We start from the raw sequence: 20,844 nt of genomic DNA on the forward strand, positions 1-20,844 counted from the left end.
CCACGGGCGAAGAGGGGTGCCCCTTAAAGAAAAATGTGCCCCCGGCCGGAATCGAACCGACGACCTGCCCTTTAGGAGAGGGCCGCTCTATCCTACTGAGCTACGAGGGCGGACCGCCGACTTCCCGGCGGGCGGTACCAGCTTACCCGTTTCTCCCGCTGCGTGGTTGCAACCCGTCCGGAGCGCCGTCGTTGTCGGGGGGCGCGGCGCCGTCGGACTGCCGGTCCTTAATATGGCGGTCGTAGCTCTCACGGATGGCCTGCATAAAGCCCAGGATGGTGCGCAGCTCCGTTTCCGTGTACCGGGACATGACCTCGTCGGTGAGGGCGCCCAGGGGGCCGAAGTAGGCACCGGCAAGCTGCATGGCCAGGGGCTCGAAGTGCAGGGTAACCTTCCGCCTGTCCGCATGGCTGCGGTTGCGGTGGATGTGGCCGATGCGCTCCAGCCGGTCGATCACCGCGGTGGTGGCGCCGGAGGAGGTGCCCAGCCTGGCGCTGAGCTGCCCGGCGGTTAGTGCCTCATGCCGCATCTCCGCCTCCATGATGAGCACCAGGGCGCGCATGTCCGTGGCATTCAGGCCGTTGGAGTGCGCGAAAGCGTCCGCGACACGCTGGCCGTCAAGGCTCATGCCGCGGATTGCGTCGACGATCTCCCGCCGTAGCTCTTTGTCCTCCACAAACCAATAGTAACTGGGAATTGAAGTATCTCTATATCTAAGATACTTTCGAATGGAGATACTTTTTAGACGGCTTGGAGAAGCGCATGTATGCAGGGATAGTGAAGAACGCCAAGACGGCGTGGATCACGCTGCTGATCGGGGTGGCCGTCATCATTGGCCTGTTCGCCCTGCCGGCACAGGAAAGCGACACCACCGACGTGGGTGGGCTGAATGACAAGTACCAGTCCGCCCAGGTCGCCGACCTGCTTCAGGAGTTCCCCGACGCGCAGGAATCCTCCGCCATTGTGGTGGTTTCCCGGGAGGACGGCGGTCCGCTGACGGACGCGGACACTGCCGGCATTGCCGGGATCAACGCGGCGGTTACGGAGGCCGGGGCCTCGGGTCCGCCGCCGCAGGTTCCGCCGGTGGTTTCGGAAAACCGGCTGGTCGCGATTGTTCCGCTGACGCTGCAGGCAGCCGCCGACGACGGTGACGCCGTCTCTGCGGAGGTCGAAGATCTCCGGACCGCCGTTGCCGATGCCGCTCCCGAGGGCGTTAAGGCGGAGCTGACCGGCGGGGCGGCCTTCAGTGCTGACCTGGCCGGCGTGTTCTCGGGCGCCAACTTCGTGCTGCTGACCGTCACCGCCGGCGTCGTCGCCGTGCTGCTGCTGATCACCTACCGTTCGCCGTGGCTCTGGATCGTGCCGCTGGCGATTGTCGGCGCCATCGAACAGCTGGCCGCAAAGGTAGTGGACCTGCTGGCCCCGGCCACGGGAATTACCGTGGATCCGTCCGCCGTAGGTATTACCAGCGTCCTGGTCTTCGGTGCAGCCACCAACTATGCCCTGCTGCTCATTGCCCGGTACCGGGAGGAACTGCGCGTCCACGACTCCGTGTACGAGGCCATGCGCAAGGCCCTGACCCGCACCCGCGAAGCCATCATTGCCAGCGGCGGCACCGTCATCCTGGCCCTGCTCACCCTGCTGTTCGCCGATACCCAGAGCTACCGCGGCCTCGGCTTCTCGGCGGCCATCGGCATTGTGCTGGCCATCTTCAGCGCATTGTTCCTGCTGCCGGTGGCCCTGGTGCTGCTGGGCCGCAAACTGTTCTGGCCCTTTGTGCCCAAGGTGGGGGACCCGGCCAAGGAAGGCAAGTTCTGGGGCCGCCTCGGTGAAGCCACCGCACGCCGGCCCAAGACCATTGCCGGCACCGCCGTCCTGGTGCTGCTGGCCCTGGGCAGCGCCCTGTTCACCCTGCAGATCGGCCTGAGCGAAAACGAGCAGTTCCGGGAAAAGCCCCAGGCCGTCACAGCTGCGGAGACCCTGTCCGAAGGCTTCCCGGCCGGCTCATCCTCGCCCGTCACCGTCCTGGTGGACACCGACTCGGCGGACGACGCCGTCGCGCAGCTCTCCGGCATCGAAGGCGTCACTGCGGCGACTCCCGGCACCGAGCATGACGGACGTACCCGGGTGGAACTGGTCACCGGGTACGAGGCCGGCACCGACGAAGCCAACACCTTCATCACCGACCTGCGGAACGACCTTGCCGGTGAGGACTATGAGGCGCTGGTAGGCGGCGAGGCCGCCGAACGGGTGGACCAGCTGGCTGCGAACCAGCACGACACCGTGCTGGTGGGCACCTCCGTGATCGCCCTGGTGTTCCTTGTGCTGATGATCCTGCTGCGTTCCCTGGTGGCACCGGTGCTGCTGGTCGCCTCCGTGCTGCTGACGTTCCTGGCCGCAACCGGTCTGAGCTGGTTGCTGTTCGAGAATGTGCTCGACTTCCCGGCCATGGACGTGCAGACACTGCTCTACTCGTTCCTGTTCCTGGTGGCACTGGGTGTGGACTACAACATCTTCCTGACCACCCGCGCCCGGGAAAACGCGGCCACCATGGGCACCAAGCAGGGCATGCTGGCGGCCCTGCGCTCCACCGGCGGCGTGATCACCAGCGCCGGCATCCTGCTGGCGGCCGTCTTCGCGGTCCTCGGCGTCCTGCCGCTGGTGACCCTGACCCAGGTGGGCATCATCGTGGCCATCGGTGTCCTGTTTGACACGCTGCTGGTGCGGACCGTCGTGGTCCCGGCCCTAACCTTTGTCCTGGGCGACAAGTTCTGGTGGCCGTCCAACCCTGCGGGTAAAGACGGACACCACGGACGCCACGAGGCTGAGCCCCAGCAGGATCCAGCGGGCGACGGTCAGCGTGCCGGCCAGGGCGGCATCTCCGCCCGTTAGTTCGGCCGCACCGAGGGCATTGTCAATGGCAATGTTCTCCCACAGGTCGGCCACCACAAAGAGGATCGGCGCACTGAAGAGCACCCAGCGCAATGCCCGGCGCTGGGTGTTCAGCCCGATGATCAGCAGCCAGGTCAGGCCGAAGATCAGGGGAAAGAGCGTCCCGGCCGTCTTGTGCACGTAACTGAGCCGGCCCAGCGCCTCCTCGTCCATGGCACTGCGCAGGGCCGCCAGGTGGTCTTCGCCGTAGCCGAAGACCATGGAGTCGGGCATGGACAGGCCGTCCGCGAGTTCGGACAACTGGCCCGGCACCATGAGGTGCAGGTACCAGAACAGGAACAGTGTGGCCACCACCCCCGCAATCACAAGCAGACCCGGGCTGCTCTTACCCTGCGGTCCCGCGGGTATTGCTCCCGGGGCGCCCGGGCGGGCTTGTCCGGCTTGGACTCCGTGTTTGGCGGCGCGCTGCGCGGCGGTTTTTCCCATAGGTACAGTATGGCCGCACCGGTCCCGCACCCCGATGAGCCGCCCCGTGTGCGCCTGTCCGGGGCGCCGGCAGGCGGCTACGCTGGGGGCTATGAGTGCCGTTGCATCCCCCGAAGACTTCGACCTCGCCGCCGAGCTGGTGCGGGAGGCCGGGCAGCTTGCCCTGCGCATGCGCTCGGAAGGGCTGACCGCCAGCGAGAAGACCTCGGTGTCCGACGTCGTTACCGCCGCGGACCGCGAGGCTGAGGCCCTGGTGGTGAACCGGCTGCGGCAACTGCGCCCGGATGACGGGATTGTGGGGGAGGAGGGTGCCAGCCACCAGGGCACCTCCGGCCGGTCCTGGGTCATCGACCCGGTGGACGGAACCTACAACTTCTTCGCCGGCTCCACCTACTGGTGCTCGGCCATCGCGCTTCGGAACGAACCCGGTCCGCACGAACCTCCCGGAGACCCGGATGTCCTGCTGGGCGCCATCTACCAGCCGCAGGAAGACCGACTGTGGATCGGGGGGAAGGGCTTCCCGGCCACGGTCAACGGATCCGTTATTGCTCCACCCGGTGACGAATCGCTGGACCGCCTGTCCGCGGGAACCTACATCCACCCCACCTGGCTGCTCCGCCCCGAGGTCACCGGTCCATGGACAGCGGCGGCTTCGCGGGCGGCGACCATCCGGATGATGGGATCCGGCTCCTGCGACCTGGCCCGCGTGGCCACCGGCCAGTCCGGCGCCTGGTTCCAGCACAGCTGCCCGGAATGGGACTGGCTGCCGGGCAAGGCCATAGTCCGAGCCGCGGGCGGCAGCACCGCCGTCGTCGAAGTGCATGGCTTCCGTTGGCACATTGCCGGCACCGCCTCAGCGGTCCGCGAGATCCACGGCGCCCTGACCTCCGGCTGACCGGTTCGGCCCGGTCCGTCCCGGTCCGCCCCGCGGGAGCGGACGGTTTGGGTGCTCACCGGAATGTCAGCCGCAGCGCCTAGACTTAAAGCCATCATGGACTATCTCTTTGATCCACTCTTTCCCGCACCCCGCAAAGCCGAACCGGCGCCTGCCGCAACGGCGCCGCCTTCCGGCACTGAGCGAAGGGGCTCCTCCTACGCGGACGAAAGCCGGGCCGCGGACCTGCTGCAGGGGCTGAATCCGCAGCAGGAGGAAGCGGTGAAGCATGCCGGCTCACCGCTGCTGATCGTGGCCGGTGCCGGCTCGGGCAAGACCCGGGTGCTCAGCCACCGGATCGCCTACCTGCTCGCCACCGGCCGGTCCAACCCCGGCCAGATCCTCGCCATCACCTTCACCAACAAGGCCGCCGCCGAAATGCGCGAGCGGATCGAAAACCTGGTGGGCGGCGTCGCGAAGACCATGTGGATCTCCACCTTCCACTCCTCCTGCGTGCGGATCCTGCGCCGGGAAGCCAAGACCGTGGGGATGAACTCGAACTTCTCCATTTACGACTCGGCGGACTCGCTGCGCCTGATCACGCTGGTGGCCAAGGGGCTGGATCTGGATCCGAAGCGCTTCACGCCCAAGTCGATCATGAACAAGATCTCCGCCCTGAAGAACGAACTCATCGACGAAGAGTCCTACGCGGAATCGGCCAACTACTCCGATCCCTTCGAGCAGGCCGTCGCAGACGTCTACAAGGGCTACGCGCAGCGGATGCGCCAGGCCAACGCCATGGACTTCGATGACCTGATTGCGCAGACCGTGTTTATGTTCCGCGCGTTCCCCGGTGTCGCCGAGTACTACCGGCGGCGCTTCCGGCACATCCTGGTGGACGAATACCAGGACACCAACCACGCGCAGTACGCCCTGGTCCGCGAACTGGTGGGCAGCGACGACGACGCGCTGGACGTGCCGCCGGCCGAACTCACCGTGGTGGGCGACTCCGACCAGTCCATTTACGCCTTCCGCGGCGCCGACGTCCGCAACATCAATGACTTCGAAAAGGACTACCCGAGCGCGCGGACCATCCTGCTCGAGCAGAACTACCGCTCCACGCAGACCATCCTCAACGCCGCCAACGCGGTGATCTCCCGCAATCCCAACCGCCCAGAGAAGCGGCTGTGGACAGCGGAGGGCGACGGCGAAAAGATCATCGGCTACGTGGGTGAGAACGAGCACGAGGAAGCCCGTTTCATCGCCGAGGAGATCGACCGCCTGCAGGACGAGGAGAACCTGCGCCCGGGCGACGTCGCCGTCTTCTACCGGACCAACGCGCAGTCCCGTTCCTTGGAAGACGTCCTGGTGCGGGTGGGTCTGCCCTACAAGGTGGTCGGCGGCACGCGGTTCTACGAGCGCAAGGAAATCAAGGACGCGCTGGCCTACCTTCGCGTGCTGGTGAATTCGGACGACGTCGTGAACCTGCGCCGGATCCTCAACGAACCCAAGCGGGGCATCGGCGACCGCGCCGAGTACTCCGTGGCCGCCCTCGCCGAACGTGAACGGATCTCCTTCATGGCCGCCCTGCGGCGTGCCGAGGAGGCTCCGGGTCTGGCCACCCGCTCGCTCAACTCCATCAACGGCTTCGTCAAGCTGATTGACGACCTCGCCGAGGTGGCCAGCGGCTCCGGCGCGTCCGCAGCCCTGGAAGCCGTGCTGGAACAGACCGGCTACCTGGCGCAGCTGCGTTCCAGCAATGACCCGCAGGACGAATCCCGGGTCGAGAACCTGGCCGAACTGGTCGCCGTGGTCCGCGAATATGAGCGGGACAATCCAGAGGGTTCCCTCGGCGAGTTCCTGGAGCAGGTCTCCCTGGTGGCGGACGCCGATTCCATTCCCGATGCCCCCGGCGGTTCGGCGGAGGAAGTCGCGGCCGCCGTCGAGGAATCCCGCCGGCAGGGCGTGGTGACCCTGATGACCCTGCACACCGCGAAGGGACTGGAATTCCCGGTCGTTTTCCTCACCGGCATGGAACAGGGCCTGTTCCCGCACCAGCGTTCGGCCACGGATCCGGCCGAACTGGCCGAGGAACGGCGGCTGGCCTATGTGGGACTGACCCGGGCACGCCAGCGCCTGTACCTGACCCGGTCCGAGGTTCGCAGCATGTGGGGCCAGAGCCAGTACAACCCCGCCAGCCAGTTTGTCAGCGAAGTTCCGGCCGAGCTGATTGAGTGGAAGCGCGAGGGCATGGACCGTCCCACCTGGGGCGGCGGCGGCAGTATCACCTCAAGCCGCTACGGCGGATCCTCCTGGGGCGCCGGAGCGCCGAGCGGCACCGGCGGCAGCACCGCCAATTCACCGGTGGCCAAGGCCATCGGCCGCGTGCAGCCGCAGAAGGAAGTCGTGTCCGTGGCCGCCGGCGACAAGGTCAACCACACGTCCTTCGGCTCCGGCACGGTGCTGGCGGTGGAAGGCGCAGGGGATAAGACGGTAGCGAAGGTGAAGTTCGACGTCGGCGAGAAACGCCTGCTGCTGCGTTACGCGCCGCTCACCAAAGAGAGCTGAGCAGGGAGTTTTTTCATAACCCAGACCGGGCATTTTCTACAAACGATAGAACTGTGTGCTTTATCACTAAAGGGGTAGTCTGGGATCGGCGTTCTGCCCTAAGGGACTAAAGTTCCTGATGGGGCAGACCGGCCGGATGCATCTGCTCGGCGATCGCCAGATCGCATGTAAACCCCTACTTCGACGTAGAAGGACACTAGCCCGTGGACCTGTTTGAATATCAGGCGCGCGATATGTTTGAGGCGCACGGTGTACCCGTGCTCGCCGGAATCGTGGCGCACACTCCTGAAGAAGCCAAAGCTGCTGCTGAGAAGATCGGCGGCGTTGTAGTCGTCAAGGCGCAGGTCAAGGTTGGTGGCCGAGGCAAGGCCGGCGGCGTGAAGGTTGCCAAGACCGCCGATGAAGCTTTCGAGCACGCATCCAACATCCTCGGCATGGACATCAAGGGCCACACCGTTAACACGGTGATGATTGCCCAGGGTGCCGACATTGCCGAGGAATACTACTTCTCGGTCCTGCTGGACCGCGCAAACCGCAACTACCTGGCCATGTGCTCGGTTGAGGGCGGCATGGAGATCGAGCAGCTGGCCGTGGAGCGTCCCGACGCACTCGCCCGCATTGCCGTTGACCCCGCCGTCGGCATTGACTCCGCCAAGGCCGCAGAGATCGTCGACGCCGCCGGGTTCGCCCCCGAGCTGCGCGAAGGCGTTATGAACGCCATCATCAAGCTGTGGGATGTCTTCACCAAGGAAGACGCCACCCTCGTTGAGGTCAACCCGCTGGTGAAGACCGGCAACGGCGAGATCCTGGCCCTCGACGGCAAGGTCTCCCTCGACGAAAACGCCGACTTCCGCCAGCCCGGCCACGCAGCGCTGGAAGACAAGGACGCCGCGGATCCGCTCGAGGCCAAGGCCAAGGAAAACGACCTCAACTACGTCAAGCTGGACGGCGAAGTGGGCATCATCGGCAACGGTGCAGGCCTGGTTATGTCCACCCTCGACGTCGTCGCCTACGCCGGCGAAAATCACGGCAACGTGAAGCCGGCCAACTTCCTGGACATCGGCGGCGGCGCCTCCGCCTCCGTCATGGCCGCCGGCCTGGACGTCATCCTGAATGACTCCCAGGTCAAGTCCGTGTTCGTCAACGTCTTCGGCGGAATCACCGCCTGTGACGCCGTGGCCAACGGCATCGTCAAGGCCCTGGAAATCCTGGGCGACGAAGCCAACAAGCCGCTGGTCGTCCGTCTCGACGGCAACAACGTCGAGGAAGGCCGCCGCATCCTTGCCGAGGCCAACCACCCGCTGGTCACCCTGGCCACCACCATGGACGAAGGCGCCGACAAGGCCGCCGAGCTCGCTCACGCTGCTCGCTAACCGAGCCTGTCGAAACCTAGAAGAGAGAACCCACCTATGTCTATCTACTTGAACAAGGACTCCAAGGTCATCGTTCAGGGCATCACCGGCGGCGAAGGCACCAAGCACACCGCCCTGATGCTCAAGGCCGGCACCCAGGTTGTCGGCGGCGTGAACGCCCGCAAGGCCGGCACCACCGTCACCCACGGCGACGTTGAACTGCCTGTCTTCGGCACCGTTGCCGAGGCCATCGACAAGACCGACGCCGATGTCTCCATCGTCTTCGTACCGCCGGCCTTCACCAAGGACGCCGTAATGGAAGCGATCGACGCCGGCATCGGCCTCGTCGTCGTCATCACCGAAGGCGTTCCGGTACAGGATTCCGCCGAGTTCTGGGCCCACGCCCAGTCCAAGGTGGACGCCGACGGCAACCAGGTCACCCGCATCATCGGCCCGAACTGCCCCGGCATCATCACCCCGGGTGAAGCACTGGTCGGCATCACGCCCGCCAACATCACCGGCAAGGGCCCCATCGGCCTGGTCTCCAAGTCCGGCACCCTGACCTACCAGATGATGTACGAGCTGCGTGACCTTGGCTTCTCCACCGCCATCGGCATCGGCGGCGACCCGGTCATCGGCACCACCCACATCGATGCACTCGCTGCCTTCGAAGCGGATCCCGAAACCAAGGCCATCGTGATGATCGGCGAAATCGGCGGCGACGCCGAAGAGCGTGCCGCTGAGTTCATCAAGGCCAACGTCACGAAGCCGGTTGTCGGCTACGTGGCGGGCTTCACGGCTCCCGAAGGTAAGACCATGGGTCATGCCGGTGCCATCGTTTCCGGTTCCGCCGGAACGGCACAGGCCAAGAAGGAAGCCCTCGAGGCCGCGGGCGTGAAGGTCGGCAAGACGCCGTCCGAGACCGCTACGCTGCTGCGCGAAGTCTACGCAGCCCTCTAGCTCGTCCCTGCACACCCCCGTCCAACGGATTTCTCCGCTGGACGGGGGTTTTGTGCGTCCCAGCCACGAAAGTCGCAAATGTCCACCACAGTAAATGGCCCCGACCGGGCTCCCAAGGCTTCCCCGCACAGACGCGCGCTTCGCCGTGCCTCCTGGATCGTCACCCTTGGCGGTTTCCTGTTCGGCTACGATACCGGTGTCATCAACGGCGCCCTGCCGTACATGGAAGACGATCTGGGCCTGACCCCCTTCACCGAAGGCCTGATCACCTCCAGCCTGCTCTTCGGCGCGGCGTTTGGCGGGGCTATTTCCGGGAAGCTGACCGATCGGTTCGGCCGGCGCCGGATCCTGATGGGACTCGCCGTCGTCTTCCTGATTGGAACCCTCGGCACCTCCCTGGCACCAACGATCGCCGTCATGGTGCTGTCCCGGATTGTGCTCGGCCTGGCCGTGGGCGGTGCTTCGGCGCTGGTGCCCGTTTTCCTGGCCGAGCTCGCGCCGGCGGAACGCCGCGGCCAGATGGTTACCCGCGACCAGCTCATGATTGTCACGGGCCAGCTGGTCGCCTTTGTTGCCAACGCGGTGATCGGCAACATCTGGGGTGAAGACCAAGGGGTCTGGCGCTGGATGCTGGTGGTGGCCACCCTGCCTGCCATTGCCCTGTGGATCGGCATCGCGTTTGTTCCCGAAAGCCCGCGCTGGCTCGCCTCCAAGGGGCGCTTTGCCGAAACGCTCGCGGCGCTCCGCCGCATCCGCAGCGAGGCGGACGCGCAGGCCGAACATAACGAAGTGCGCGGCCTGGCGGAAAAGGAATCAGGACAGGCAGGTACGCTGCGGGACTTCGCGGAACCCTGGCTGCTGCGGGTGCTGCTGATCGGTATGGGGCTGTCCATCGTTCAGCAGATCACCGGCGTGAACGCGATCATGTACTACGGCACGCAGATCCTTGCCGACGCCGGTTTCGGTACCGAGGCAGCCCTCACCGCCAACATCGCCAACGGCGTGGTGTCCGTGGCAGCGGCTATCGTCGGCATCTGGCTGCTGGGCCGCGTCCGCCGTCGGCACATGCTGATGACCGGGCTGATCGGCACCGGGTCTTCGCTGCTGCTGATCGGGCTGGTCTCCATCTTCGTCACCGAAGGCAGCGTCCGCGGTTACCTCATCCTGGCCCTGACGGTTACGTTCCTGGCGTTCCAGCAGGGCGCCGTTTCACCGGTGACCTGGCTGATGCTCTCGGAAATCTTCCCGCTGAAGGTCCGCGGCCTGGGCATCGGCCTGTCGGTCTTCGTGCAGTGGATGACCAACTTCGCCGTCGGCTTCTCCTTCCCGATCCTGATGGACGCCATCGGCATCTCGAAGACCTTCTTCATCTTCGTGGTGCTGGGCCTGCTGGCGCTGGTGTTTGTCCGCCGCTTCGTTCCGGAGACCCGGGGGCAGAGCCTGGAACAGGTGGAAGAACAGCTCCGGGCAGTCGGTACGAAGTAAGAGCCTGGGTGCACACGAAGAAGGGAACCAGCCGGCGGCTGGTTCCCTTCTTCGTTATTCGACGCTAGGGGATCGCGGGGTAGGCGGCCACGGTTGGAACCGTGACAGACGCGGTGAAGCTGGTCAGCGCCGTCGCCTTCGGCAGTGCGTAGACGGAGGTGGCGGGCGTGACCTGCAGGACCAGCCGGGTATTTGGGTCGGCGGTGTAGGAAACCTCTTCCAAGGGGATGGTCAGGGTGTGTTCCTTCCCGTCCAGGATCAGCGGAATCGGTGTGACCTGGTTGCCCAGCACGAGGGAGGATCGGGACCGGTCAATGATCTGGGCATAGACATGGGTGTTCACCTGCCGGGCCGAGCCGCGGTAGGTCAGCGTCAGCTGCGGTGCGCCGAACACGGACGTCGTCACCGTGGGGGCGCTGATGGGGACGTTGACGGCCACCGGAGCGACGGCGGCTGCCACGACTGCCCCGCTGATGGCGGCGGGGGAGAGGATGATTGACCCCTTCCCGGTGCCGGTCAGGGCGCCGGTGGCCTGCGGGTAGCCCGGCGCTCCGCGGGTCACGCCGGCCTGGTCGATGAACTGGAAGGCCGCGCCGGTGTCCACCGGTTCGTTCCGCAGGTAGCGGGCAAACCAGTTCAGCACTGCGGGGGTGATCCGGTCCGGTCCGGCAGCGGAATTGCACAGCCCGTGGCCGCCGCAGAACTGCAGCATCTTGGTGGGCGTTCCGGTGCCGCGGATGAGGTCATAGTTGCGTCGGGCCTCATCCAGCGTGAAGAGCGTATCCGCCGTGCCCTGGATGATCAGGGTGGGCGCCGTAATCGAGGTGAACATGGTGTCCGGGGTCAGCGATTCAAAGTATGCAATGGACTCGGCGCTGAGCTGGTTGGGGTAGGTCAGGCCTTCCTGGCAGGCCTTGCGGACCGGCGCCGCAAGGGCGCCCTGGTTGCCCACGAGGGAGCCCAGCTGTCCCAGCGCCGTCCCCTCGGCGCAGAGCAGGGCGCCCCAGCCGGTCTTGAACGAGCCGGCCTTGTACAGGCTGGTGGTCAGGTCATTCCAGGCGATGGTCGGGGTGATGGCGTCCACGCGCTGGTCCTGGGAGGCGAGGACAAACTGGATGCCGCCGCCGTAGGACGCCCCTGCCATGCCGAGTAGGGGATCGCCGGGGGACTCCAGTTGAGCTTCGGGCTGGGCGGCAATGTAGTCGATGATCGCGGATCCGTCCCTGCCCTCATAGGCGGGATTGTTGACGTAGGCCTCGCCGCCGCTGAGCCCGAAGCCGCGGGGGTCCCAGGTCACCACGTTGTAGCCGGCGTCCCGCAGGGGAGCGATACCGATGGAGCCGATCAGCGTGCTGGTGGAAGACAGCGGGATACGCCCGCCGGGCAGCCCGAACCCGGGGCCCACCATCACAGTGGGTGCCTGTTGTCCGGCCGCAAGACCGGTGGCGGGGAAGAAGTTCGTGTGGATGGGGGTGCCGTCAAAGCTGGTGATAACGACGTCGGTGCGGCTGGCAGGTGCGGGTGCAGCGACAGTCGGTGCTGCGACGGCGGGCGCCGCGGCCAGGGATGAACCCAAAAGCGCGGCGGACACCGCCAAGATGCCCAGATGTTTCCTCATGGTGACCTCATTGTCTGCGGGAAAGCGCGAGTGGTTACCGGGCGGTAACTTTCCGCAGACTATGAGGAGAATCGCGGGGGTGCAAGGAACTGGGGGAATCCAGACATCGGCGGACGAGTTTCACGGCTAGCTATTGCGCCGGCACTGGGGCAGGGATAAGAGCGGGTTCCGGTTGTGTATTCCCCCGGTCCGCGGAGCATGCGGTTAGCCCCGCATATGAGAAACACCGGCCACAGCCGGCGTTTACGGCGTGGTGGGTGAGACTACTTCCTGCATCGACGGATGGCTGGAACACTCACTCGTGACAATAAATCCCCGTCCCAAATGATTGCTTGAATATTTGATTTTCACTCCGTCCGGGGATTTTCCAGAGACCGTCCACGGAGCATGCGCTGGTTCGTGCGGTTCTGGTTGGAATTGAGCAGTTATTTCCATGCCCTGGCTCTCCAGATACCGGCGCATTTGGTCCCTGTCGGCCTCCGGATTCTCAGCGGGCTCACCCAGCAGCACATGCTCAAAGTGCCACGGGCCGGTAGTGTTATCCCCTTCTCCACATGTCTCTGCGAGGATTGGCTGTTCGTGCACCGGCGACCACGGTGCTTCATCTGTAAATCGCCATCCTTCCAGGGCTCCAGTGGCTTGGATGGCTGCGTCCGAAGTTGCCATGAAGTCATCGAAGATCTCGCGCGAGGTCCGATTGGTATCGAGGACGGCCGCCTGGCTGCTGTTCACTTGTGGTTCCATATCAGAAGTTCCTTCGGTGCAGGCGGCGAGTCCGGCCGCTAAGAAAATACAAATCAATGCCGTGCCATTACGCCGGTTTCGGTTCACTGCCCGTCGCTCTCGTTTACAAGCTGCCAACCATCGCCGGTAGTAGCCAGGACAATACCCCGAAGGCTACTGGAATCCTCCTTGAGGTATTCAGAGAGGTGATGCTCTTCCGTGGGCAACAACACCTCGCCGTCTGATGTGATGAAACCGTCCGAAGTGAAGCCTTTTCCTCCCCACTCTTCGTCCGTAGGATCGACCCGGATTTCGTCCAATGTGTCGAGGCCTTGGCCAGAGTTGTAGTAGGCAATAAATTCAGTTGCGTCGATACCGAAGGTGGCCAACTCGTCTGCTTCCGCCGTGCTCACGTAAATATCTCGGCGGCCATCCGCGCCGCGGTCCACGTTCAGATCCTCGGCCGTGACGTGTTCCTCGACCCCGGCTGATCCAATGAAAACCGCCGAGTTGATTGGATACAGGGTTATGCCTAGCGCTTTGGTCGTCATGGTCGTCCCATAGGAGTGAGCCAGTACATTCACAACGGGTGCGGGAAGCCCGTCAGCGGTCCGCGTGAGGTGAAGGCCATCCAGGGCATTCGCGAAATCCGGGGCTCCGCGGTCAGCATGGCTGTCGTCGACGACATCAGTAAGGCCGGGGGTCTCGTACCCCATGTAGGCCACAACCGCACTGGTAGTCCCCGGCTTAGCCAGCTGTTGCTCTTTCAACAACAAGCCCGCGTCGTTGACTAGGGATCCCATACCTGTTGAATAGTTATCCATCCCCGGAACCAAATAAGTGGTGTTGCTGGCCTCATCCAGGTCTCCGACGGCTATTGCAGCAAGCGGATGATCATGGCCCGGCTCAAAGGAAATCAGCATTTTGTGAGGTTTACCGTCTTCCTTTTCCGCCTCCTGCGCGTCGCCACCCAGTGCGTTCCAGATAGAGCGATAGGCCTCCCGTTGCTCTTCCGTTGCATCGTGACCGGGTAAAAGGACCTCCTCCAGGACCTTCCGGTTAGCCTGGTCCCGGACCGCGTATGGAGCGCCCTCCAAATTGCCCACCAAACCTGGCATGGACTTAGCCAGACCGTCACGTTGGGCGGGTGTCAGGGACTTCCAGAATGAGGCTTCCTGATAGGCGCCCATGCCCTTCACGAACAGCGAGGCCGCGGGCACGGCTGCAGCGAAGGCCGCGAGCTGTGCGGGACCCATTTCCCCGAGCAACCGGTAGAACGCGGCAACATCCTCGTCAGTTGCGTCCGGTTTGGTGGCGTTCGCGAAGGAAGCGGTCAGATCCGCGGCGCCCTCGGACTCCAGATCCATGTACGGTGAGTCGTAGGTTGAGACGACGTGGGAGGACACGCGGACGATATCACCGAGCGCAGCCTCACACGTGGCCCGGGCAGCCTCGTAGCGATGTTCAAGCTGCGTTATCTTGGCCTGCAATGCAGCTCGTGCGTCATCCCACATAGCGTGGGCACGGTCCGGGTTATCATTATGGATTTCTTCGACTTCCGGGCGGAGCCTCGCGTCCTCAGCCTCGGCCTCATCCTCGACGGCAATGCGCGCGGTATCGATATCTGCCAGTTCGGCTGCCAATACATTCAACGCCTTGGCAGCAGTCGATACATTTTCCAGATGCTCGCCAGATTGCTGGGACGGTGTGTCCATCGCTTGGAGGACCTGTTCCCGTTCGGGTGCCGAGTACAACCCATCCAATGCGGACCATTTGTTGCGCACGGAGGTGATCGCTTCGCTGAATTGGGTTGCCGAGGACAGCAATTCCGCCGCAGCGTCCTGAATTGGTTCCGCGGGCGGCAGGTTGCGCAGCATGAGCGTATCGACAGACAGTGCGCGGATCATGCGACGGCCTGCGCATGGCGGACGCCGTACTGGGTCTGCGTTGGGAATTCGCCTGAGGCCGCAGCAGATTGGGCGTTCTGGACCATCTCCGTGTCACCGGCAAGATAGGCGGACACCGCTTGTCCGGTGCCTTGGACCGCGTTGTTGCATCGAATCATGATGTCGGTTGCATCCGGACGGAAAACCTCCTCATGGACCCGTGAAATCCCGGTATCCAGGCCTGTGCAGCCGGTGAGCGCCTCCTGCAGGCGGGATGCAGCATCCGTTAACCGGGTCCGTTCGGTTTCCAAGTCTTCCAAATCCGCACCGGTGTCGCCGAGCAGGCTCCGGACCTCCGGTACACGAATATCGATTCTCATGGTTTCCCCCGCATTTGAAGTGATTTCAGTGAGAATACAGAATCCGCTACCGATGGACATGGGTAGTTCTGCCCATGCTAGGACAATGCAAAATACAGGAAGGTCCCCGCACGTTCTGTGCAGGGACCTTCCTGTATCGATTACGGCCTTTTATTCAAGGCCTCCGGAATTCCGGCTACTTATGTTCAGGCGCCGTGGCGTTGGCCGCCGTGGCGTCCGGGCCGTCGTCGTGCTCTGTGGTGTGCAGATCGAAGGAGGAACCGTGTTCCTCCACGCCGGCCTGGATGGCCCGGTCCACCACGGAAACGGCAAGCCGGCGGCGCAGTGACAGCGGGTCCTTGGCCAGGTCCTTGGCGAGGGCGATGGTCATCAGCAGCATTACCACGGCGAAGGGCAGCGCGGCCACAATGGTGATCCGTTGCAGGCCGTCCAGTGCCTCGGCAGGGTCATCGCCGCCTGCCAGCAGCATCACCGCCGCCACGGCGCCGGTGAGGACGCCCCAGAAGATAACGACGCCGCGGGACGGGTGCTCGGCCCCGTTGGAACTCAGCGACGCCATGATGATGGAGGCCGAATCCGCTCCGGTGACGAAGAAGATGGCCACCAGGACCATGGCAAGGATGCCCACCGCAGCGGCGAGGAGGTTCGGCATGGGGAGGGCTGCAATCAGATCGAACAGCGAGCCGTCGAAATCAATGGTGGGTTCGCCGTCGACCATTGTGGTGAGTCCGGGTGTGCCGTTGGCTGCCGCTTCTTGCTGCGTACCGATCGCTGCGCCGCCGAAGATGGAGAACCAGACCACGCTGACAACGAAAGGAACCACCAGCACGCCGGTGACGAACTGGCGGATGGTGCGGCCGCGGCTGATGCGGGCAATGAACATACCGACGAACGGTGTCCAGGACAGCCACCAGGCCCAGTAGAAGATGGTCCAGCTGGAGAGCCAGGCGCGCATGGATTCGTCGCCTGACACCTCCGTGCGGGAGGCCATCTGTGCCAGGTTGGTGGCGTAGTCACCGATGGCTGCCGGAATGACGTTGAGGATAAACAGGGTCGGCCCAACAACAAAAACGATGGCGGCCAGCACCAGCGCGAGGACCATGTTGATGTTGGACAGCCACTGGATGCCGCGGGAGATGCCCGAAACGGCGGACGCCACGAAGCAGCCGGTCAGGATCGCGACGATCGCAACAAGGACCGTGGTTCCTGCGGTCCCGAGGAAACCAACGGACTGCAGGCCGCTGCCGATCTGCAGGGCGCCGAGGCCCAGCGAAGCGGCGGTGCCGAAGAGGGTCGCGAAGATGGCGAAGATGTTCAGCACCTTGCCCAGCGGGCCTTCCACCCGCTTGACGCCGAAGAGCGAGGTGAAGGCCGAGGAAATCAGCTGACGGCGGCCGAGACGGTAGGTGCCGTAGGCCATGGCAATGCCGACAACGGCGTACATAGCCCACGGATGCAGGCCCCAGTGGAACAGCGATGTACCCATGGCGGTCTGCAGGGCCTCAGGGGTCTGGCCGTCAACGGTGCCGGGGGGAGGGGAGATGTAGTAGAACAGGGGCTCGGCCGCGCCGTAGAACATCAGGCCGATGCCCATGCCGGCGGCGAACATCATGGAGATCCAGGAGATCGTCTTGAACTGCGGTTCCTCGCCGTCCTGGCCCAGCGGAATCTTGCCGTAGCGCCCCACAGCCAGCCAGATCACGTAAACCACGAGGAACGAGGCAAGGAGCACAAAGAACCAGCCCGCGTTGGTGATGACCCAGTCCAATGCCGTCGAGGAGACGGAGGACAGGCTGTCTGTCCCGAAGAAGCCCCACGCAATGAACGCCAGCGCAAGGGCACCGGTGATGGCGAAGATCACCTTGTCGAGCTTCGCAGATACGCCGAGCCTGAGCGCCGCTTCCTGCTCGCGCTGTCCCTCGATCAGCTGCTGGACGAGTTCGTGTTCCTGCTCCACTATGGGCATCGACGAAGTGGAGGGATCCTCCGTGGCAACGGAGGAGTGGGTGGTGGCGGGAACCGGGGCGACGGGGTCAGCCGCGTGTCTCCCGGCGTCGCGCGGTGGACCTTCTGTGGTAGCCATAGGGCCTTCCTTATGTCAGCATGTCAGCGCAAAAGGGCCCGAGCCCTCCTTGGAGGACCCGGGCAGGCAGAATGGCAGCCACTCTTTATTTGAGCGTGTGATGGGCGGTTCACCGTCCACCGGAATCGATAAAGTAACGCTGCCTAGCTTCTGCGTCCCTTTACATAATTCGCAAGTGTGTTAGTTCCAGACTCGCGGCCTCCGGCGCGCCAAGTCAAATTGGACAGCGTCCCGGGAGGACGCCGCGCGGGCGCTTGCGCACTGTTCTCCGGCGCCGTATCTGGTAGCTGTGCTTGAGGCCACCCTGCACTGTGCGTCGGGTCACGGACGCTGAGGTGAAGCTGTTACGGTTCGCGGCTGGGGCGGATTTTCATCGCAGGATCATCCGTGCAGGGGCTCTGCACGGAGAGGCTGCTGAGATGGTTGCCCGCCTGATAAACCAGGAGGCCTCCGTCGTCCCCTTTCATGGTCAGCGTGGTGTAGTAACCGGAGCCGATGTCTGACGGAACGTCGGCGTCGAACCGGTTGGTTTCTACGAAACCCTGCTGCTCGAAATGCGCCACATATTCTTCCACCGCCGCCGAGGGGTCCTCCGCCGCCGGGCCTAAAATAAAGTTGTCATATCGGCTCGTCGTCTTGGAGCCAGGGCACGTGATGCCAAGGAACCCGCTGGGATCGTTTACGTCCCAAACCGTCTCATCGGGGTCGGCATAGGTCCACCGCCCGCCGTGGAGCTGAACGCTCTCCTCGGTCAGTTCCATCATGCGGTGGAGCACCTCGGCGGCTGGCTTGGACGAGCTCTGCGAATCGCTGGGGTCTTTTTCGGCCATAGGCATCATGCAGCCGGTAAGGGCGAGGGAGAGGGTCGCGGCAAAGAGGGCGGCGGCCCTTCGGGTTCTCATGTGGTCGGCGTCGTCCTAGCTGGGGCGACTTTCATCGCAGGATCATCCGTGCAGGGACCTTCGACGGAGACGGTGCTGAGATGGTTGCCCGCCTGGTAAAACAGGATGTTTCCCTCTTTGTCTGCGAGGGTCAGCATGATGTAGTAGCCGGAGCCGATATCTGTCGGCACGTCAGCGTTGTACCGGTTGGTTTCCACGAAGCCCTGCTGTTCGAAGTGTGAAACATACTTGTCCACCGCGGCCGCCGGATCGTCCACTGCGGGTCCAAAAATCATGTTGTCATACCGGTACGTTTTCCCAGGACCAGAGCACGGGATGCCTTGGAGCGCACTGGGGTCGTTGGCATCCCAAACGGTCTCCTCGGGGTCGCCATGGACCCACCGGCCGCCGTGGAGCTGAACAGTCTCTTCAGTCAGTTCCATCATGCGCTGAAGCAGTTCGGCGGCTGGCTTGGACGAGCTGTGCGAATCGCTGGGGTCTTTTTCGCCCATAGGCATCATGCAGCCGGTAAGGGTGAGGCACAGGGTCGCGGCAAGGAAGGCAGCTCTTCGGGAGACGGACCGGGATTGGTTTTTCGTTTGAGCGTCCATAGTGCCATCCCGTTGGCGTCCGAGCGGCGCGGCGCAGCCCGGGAGGGCTACTGTGAGCAACAGCAAACCCGCCAGGGAAAGCTTCATTGATCCTCGCCGTACACGGAAACCACATCCCGCGTGTTTCTTGTGAACATTGCTGAGTGGGCCCGAATGCAGGCGTCTTCAGCTACACGGAGTTCCTCCGTGAGCGCATCCGCCCGCTGCTGAAGACGCAGTTGAATCACCAGGTCCTCACCCATGTCAAAGAGATCGCCCAGGACATGGTGGGTGCGGTCCTCGCTGCGCTTGGCGTCTTCCGTGGCATCCGCCTGTTGGGCCTGGAGAATGTCTGCCTGGAGTGCAGCCCTCTTTAGCTTGATTGCCTCAACTGCTTCCGCGAAGGCTTCGAGGGCACTAACAGACGACCCAACCCCATCGGCGATCTCCGCGCTGGCATTCCGAGGCTCATCCATGGCGGTGTAAACGAGCGTCTGCTCCGGCGCACGATAGTGATCCGTAAGGGACCACCACTTCATCTGGGCATTGCCATAAGCGTTGGTCATCTGGGCAATGCGTGCCCCCAGATCACGGGCGGCGCTGGGGATTTCGCTGGTGTCGGGCAGTTTATCCGTCCCGCTCAGGTCCACTGTGATGCTCATGTCAAACCCCACCTTCCCCGGGGAGCCGGGCTGGGAGCTGATTCGGTGGGTACCTCGTCGGCTCGCGAAAATAGTTCGACTACTGGAATTTCTTCATTTACGACCGGTGCAGGCCCGGGAGTGTCCCCGCTGATCGGAGGCACCGTAACCGGCAAATCCGGGTTGGGGAGCACAGGCAGTGGTGGTTCGAACACACCAGGCAGCGTGCGGTATACGGGTGGGTCTTCGGGGAAGCCGACGTCGGGCACTGGGCGGAAGTCGGGCAGCGGTGTGGCGAAGGGTGGGTCGGGAAAGCGCCGGTCCTTGAGGTCCCGAAGCTCGTCTTCCGGGATGCGAAGCAGCCAGTTATCGGCCATGGGCGGTGGGTTGCCGCCGGCTTTGGGCTCGGGGCTGCCGGTCTCGGGGATCGGGATCCCTACCTCCGGCGGATCGAGCTCGACGATCCCCGGCAGCGTGCGGTATACGGGTGGGTCGGGGAAGCGCCGGTCCTTGAGGTCCCGAAGCTCGTCTTCCGGGATGCGAAGCAGCCAGTTATCGGCCATGGGCGGTGGGTTGCCGCCGGCTTTGGGCTCGGGGTTGCCGGTCTCGGGGATCGGGATCCCTACCTGCGGCGGATCGAGCTCGATAATCCCCGGCAGCGTGCGGTATACGGGTGGATCGGGAAAGCCCGGTCCCCACTTGTTGCCCCATTTATCCATATAGAGGATGAGACTCCTGGCGAATGGCAACCGTTCGCCGGGCTCGTAGCGGGGCTTTATGTACTCGACGTGGAGGAGCAGATTCTTGGCGAACCTCATCTTTTCGCCGGGCGTTTTTTCTGGCCCGATGTCGATGGTGAGGAGCAGGTTCTTGGCCGGGCGCACTTTGTCAGCGTCAGGGTCTGCGTTGCCGAGCTCGGGGATCGGGGCGGGCATCGGATGCAGCGGTGTAGCCGGGGCCGGTATGTGAGCCGCAGGGGCCGAATCAGGCGACGGCTCGGCAGACGGCGCGGGGCCCCCCGGCCCCGCCCCCGGAGGGGGTGTCAAAATGCCGAGGCTCGCAGCCGCCTGCTGGGCGGTGGCAACCATCTCATAATCGCCGGCGGCATATTCGCTCAGGGCCCGTCGAGTGGCGAGGATGGCGTTTGCCGATCTGGTCGCCAAAGCGTCGATATCCGGCAGGAGCATTTCCCTGGCGTAGTGCGAAAACGAGGCCAGCGCCGGGCTGTCTGCGAGCGCCGCCTCAATTGTGCCGACGAACTTCTGCACCTCTGCGGCCACGGTTTCGTTTGGCTGCAGTAGTGCTTCGGTCTCACTGATGATCCCGCCCGCTGTTGCAGCGTCTATGTCATAGGCGCCCATTTTCTCCCCCTTGTACGGGCCCCGAACCGCAGGCTCACGACTGCAGTTGCGAGGCGGCGGGAGA

General features: G+C 64.1%; 16 protein-coding genes, 1 tRNA gene and 1 pseudogene. 6 read left to right on the forward strand and 12 right to left on the reverse strand.

Annotation, left to right across the window (positions count from 1 at the left end):
• Window positions 1–36: 36 nt before the first annotated feature.
• Together N2K98_RS02820 and N2K98_RS02825 are read right to left on the reverse strand one after the other, a co-directional pair.
• Window positions 37–110, reverse strand: a tRNA-Arg gene (locus N2K98_RS02820).
• 32 nt (window positions 111–142) lie between these two features.
• Window positions 143–676 (reverse strand): MarR family winged helix-turn-helix transcriptional regulator, encoded by a 534-nt coding sequence (locus N2K98_RS02825; RefSeq protein ID WP_255865927.1) that lies wholly within the window; start codon window positions 674–676, stop codon window positions 143–145.
• An 86-nt stretch (window positions 677–762) separates the two neighbouring features.
• On the opposite strand from N2K98_RS02825, the pseudogene N2K98_RS02830 reads away from it, so the two are divergent.
• A pseudogene (locus N2K98_RS02830) lies at window positions 763–2,724 on the forward strand (MMPL family transporter); the annotation flags it as partial.
• 21 nt (window positions 2,725–2,745) lie between these two features.
• On the opposite strand, the gene N2K98_RS02835 reads toward N2K98_RS02830, so the two are convergent.
• Window positions 2,746–3,378: a hypothetical protein gene (locus N2K98_RS02835; protein WP_255798253.1), complete on the reverse strand. Its 633-nt coding sequence runs from the start codon at window positions 3,376–3,378 to the stop codon at window positions 2,746–2,748.
• A gap of 91 nt (window positions 3,379–3,469) precedes the next feature.
• Here N2K98_RS02835 and N2K98_RS02840 point away from each other — a divergent pair, with 91 nt between their 5' ends.
• From N2K98_RS02840 to N2K98_RS02860, 5 genes are all read left to right on the forward strand, one after another.
• Window positions 3,470–4,273, forward strand: coding sequence for an inositol monophosphatase family protein (locus N2K98_RS02840; RefSeq protein ID WP_255798254.1), 804 nt, complete (start codon window positions 3,470–3,472; stop codon window positions 4,271–4,273).
• 96 nt (window positions 4,274–4,369) lie between these two features.
• Window positions 4,370–6,820, forward strand: coding sequence for a DNA helicase PcrA (gene pcrA, locus N2K98_RS02845; RefSeq protein ID WP_255798255.1), 2,451 nt, complete (start codon window positions 4,370–4,372; stop codon window positions 6,818–6,820).
• A 203-nt stretch (window positions 6,821–7,023) separates the two neighbouring features.
• Window positions 7,024–8,193 carry an ADP-forming succinate--CoA ligase subunit beta gene (gene sucC, locus N2K98_RS02850; protein ID WP_255865928.1) on the forward strand — a complete coding sequence of 390 codons (1,170 nt, stop codon included), beginning with the start codon at window positions 7,024–7,026 and terminating at the stop codon, window positions 8,191–8,193.
• A 36-nt stretch (window positions 8,194–8,229) separates the two neighbouring features.
• Window positions 8,230–9,132 carry a succinate--CoA ligase subunit alpha gene (sucD, locus tag N2K98_RS02855; RefSeq protein ID WP_227905829.1) on the forward strand — a complete coding sequence of 301 codons (903 nt, stop codon included), beginning with the start codon at window positions 8,230–8,232 and terminating at the stop codon, window positions 9,130–9,132.
• 78 nt (window positions 9,133–9,210) lie between these two features.
• Window positions 9,211–10,617 carry a sugar porter family MFS transporter gene (locus tag N2K98_RS02860; RefSeq protein ID WP_255798257.1) on the forward strand — a complete coding sequence of 469 codons (1,407 nt, stop codon included), beginning with the start codon at window positions 9,211–9,213 and terminating at the stop codon, window positions 10,615–10,617.
• A 64-nt stretch (window positions 10,618–10,681) separates the two neighbouring features.
• On the opposite strand, the gene N2K98_RS02865 is transcribed toward N2K98_RS02860, so the two are convergent.
• From N2K98_RS02865 to N2K98_RS02905, 9 genes are all read right to left on the reverse strand, one after another.
• A complete protein-coding gene (locus tag N2K98_RS02865; protein ID WP_255865929.1) occupies window positions 10,682–12,235 on the reverse strand; it encodes an alpha/beta hydrolase family protein in 1,554 nt (517 codons plus the stop codon).
• Between the two features lie 243 nt (window positions 12,236–12,478).
• A complete protein-coding gene (locus tag N2K98_RS02870; RefSeq protein WP_255869475.1) occupies window positions 12,479–13,066 on the reverse strand; it encodes a hypothetical protein in 588 nt (195 codons plus the stop codon).
• A complete protein-coding gene (locus tag N2K98_RS02875; RefSeq protein ID WP_255865931.1) occupies window positions 13,063–14,865 on the reverse strand; it encodes an alpha/beta hydrolase in 1,803 nt (600 codons plus the stop codon). The genes N2K98_RS02870 and N2K98_RS02875 overlap by 4 nt, the downstream gene beginning before the upstream one ends.
• Window positions 14,862–15,224 carry a DUF6507 family protein gene (locus N2K98_RS02880; RefSeq protein ID WP_255798261.1) on the reverse strand — a complete coding sequence of 121 codons (363 nt, stop codon included), beginning with the start codon at window positions 15,222–15,224 and terminating at the stop codon, window positions 14,862–14,864. Before N2K98_RS02880 ends, N2K98_RS02875 begins: the two co-directional genes overlap by 4 nt.
• A 175-nt stretch (window positions 15,225–15,399) precedes the next feature.
• A complete protein-coding gene (locus tag N2K98_RS02885; protein ID WP_255865933.1) occupies window positions 15,400–17,307 on the reverse strand; it encodes a BCCT family transporter in 1,908 nt (635 codons plus the stop codon).
• Between the two features lie 344 nt (window positions 17,308–17,651).
• Entirely contained in the window at window positions 17,652–18,209 is a 558-nt protein-coding gene (locus tag N2K98_RS02890) for a hypothetical protein (protein ID WP_255865934.1), read from the reverse strand.
• Window positions 18,206–18,886: a hypothetical protein gene (locus N2K98_RS02895; RefSeq protein WP_255865935.1), complete on the reverse strand. Its 681-nt coding sequence runs from the start codon at window positions 18,884–18,886 to the stop codon at window positions 18,206–18,208. The genes N2K98_RS02890 and N2K98_RS02895 overlap by 4 nt, the downstream gene beginning before the upstream one ends.
• Window positions 18,883–19,440, reverse strand: a complete 558-nt coding sequence (locus N2K98_RS02900) for a hypothetical protein (RefSeq protein ID WP_255798264.1) — start codon at window positions 19,438–19,440, stop codon at window positions 18,883–18,885. The genes N2K98_RS02895 and N2K98_RS02900 overlap by 4 nt, the downstream gene beginning before the upstream one ends.
• Window positions 19,437–20,780 carry a DUF6507 family protein gene (locus tag N2K98_RS02905; protein ID WP_255865936.1) on the reverse strand — a complete coding sequence of 448 codons (1,344 nt, stop codon included), beginning with the start codon at window positions 20,778–20,780 and terminating at the stop codon, window positions 19,437–19,439. The genes N2K98_RS02900 and N2K98_RS02905 overlap by 4 nt, the downstream gene beginning before the upstream one ends.
• Between the last annotated feature and the right edge of the window lie 64 nt (window positions 20,781–20,844).

Source organism: Arthrobacter jinronghuae, from assembly GCF_025244825.1.
GTDB lineage: Bacteria > Actinomycetota > Actinomycetes > Actinomycetales > Micrococcaceae > Arthrobacter_B > Arthrobacter_B jinronghuae.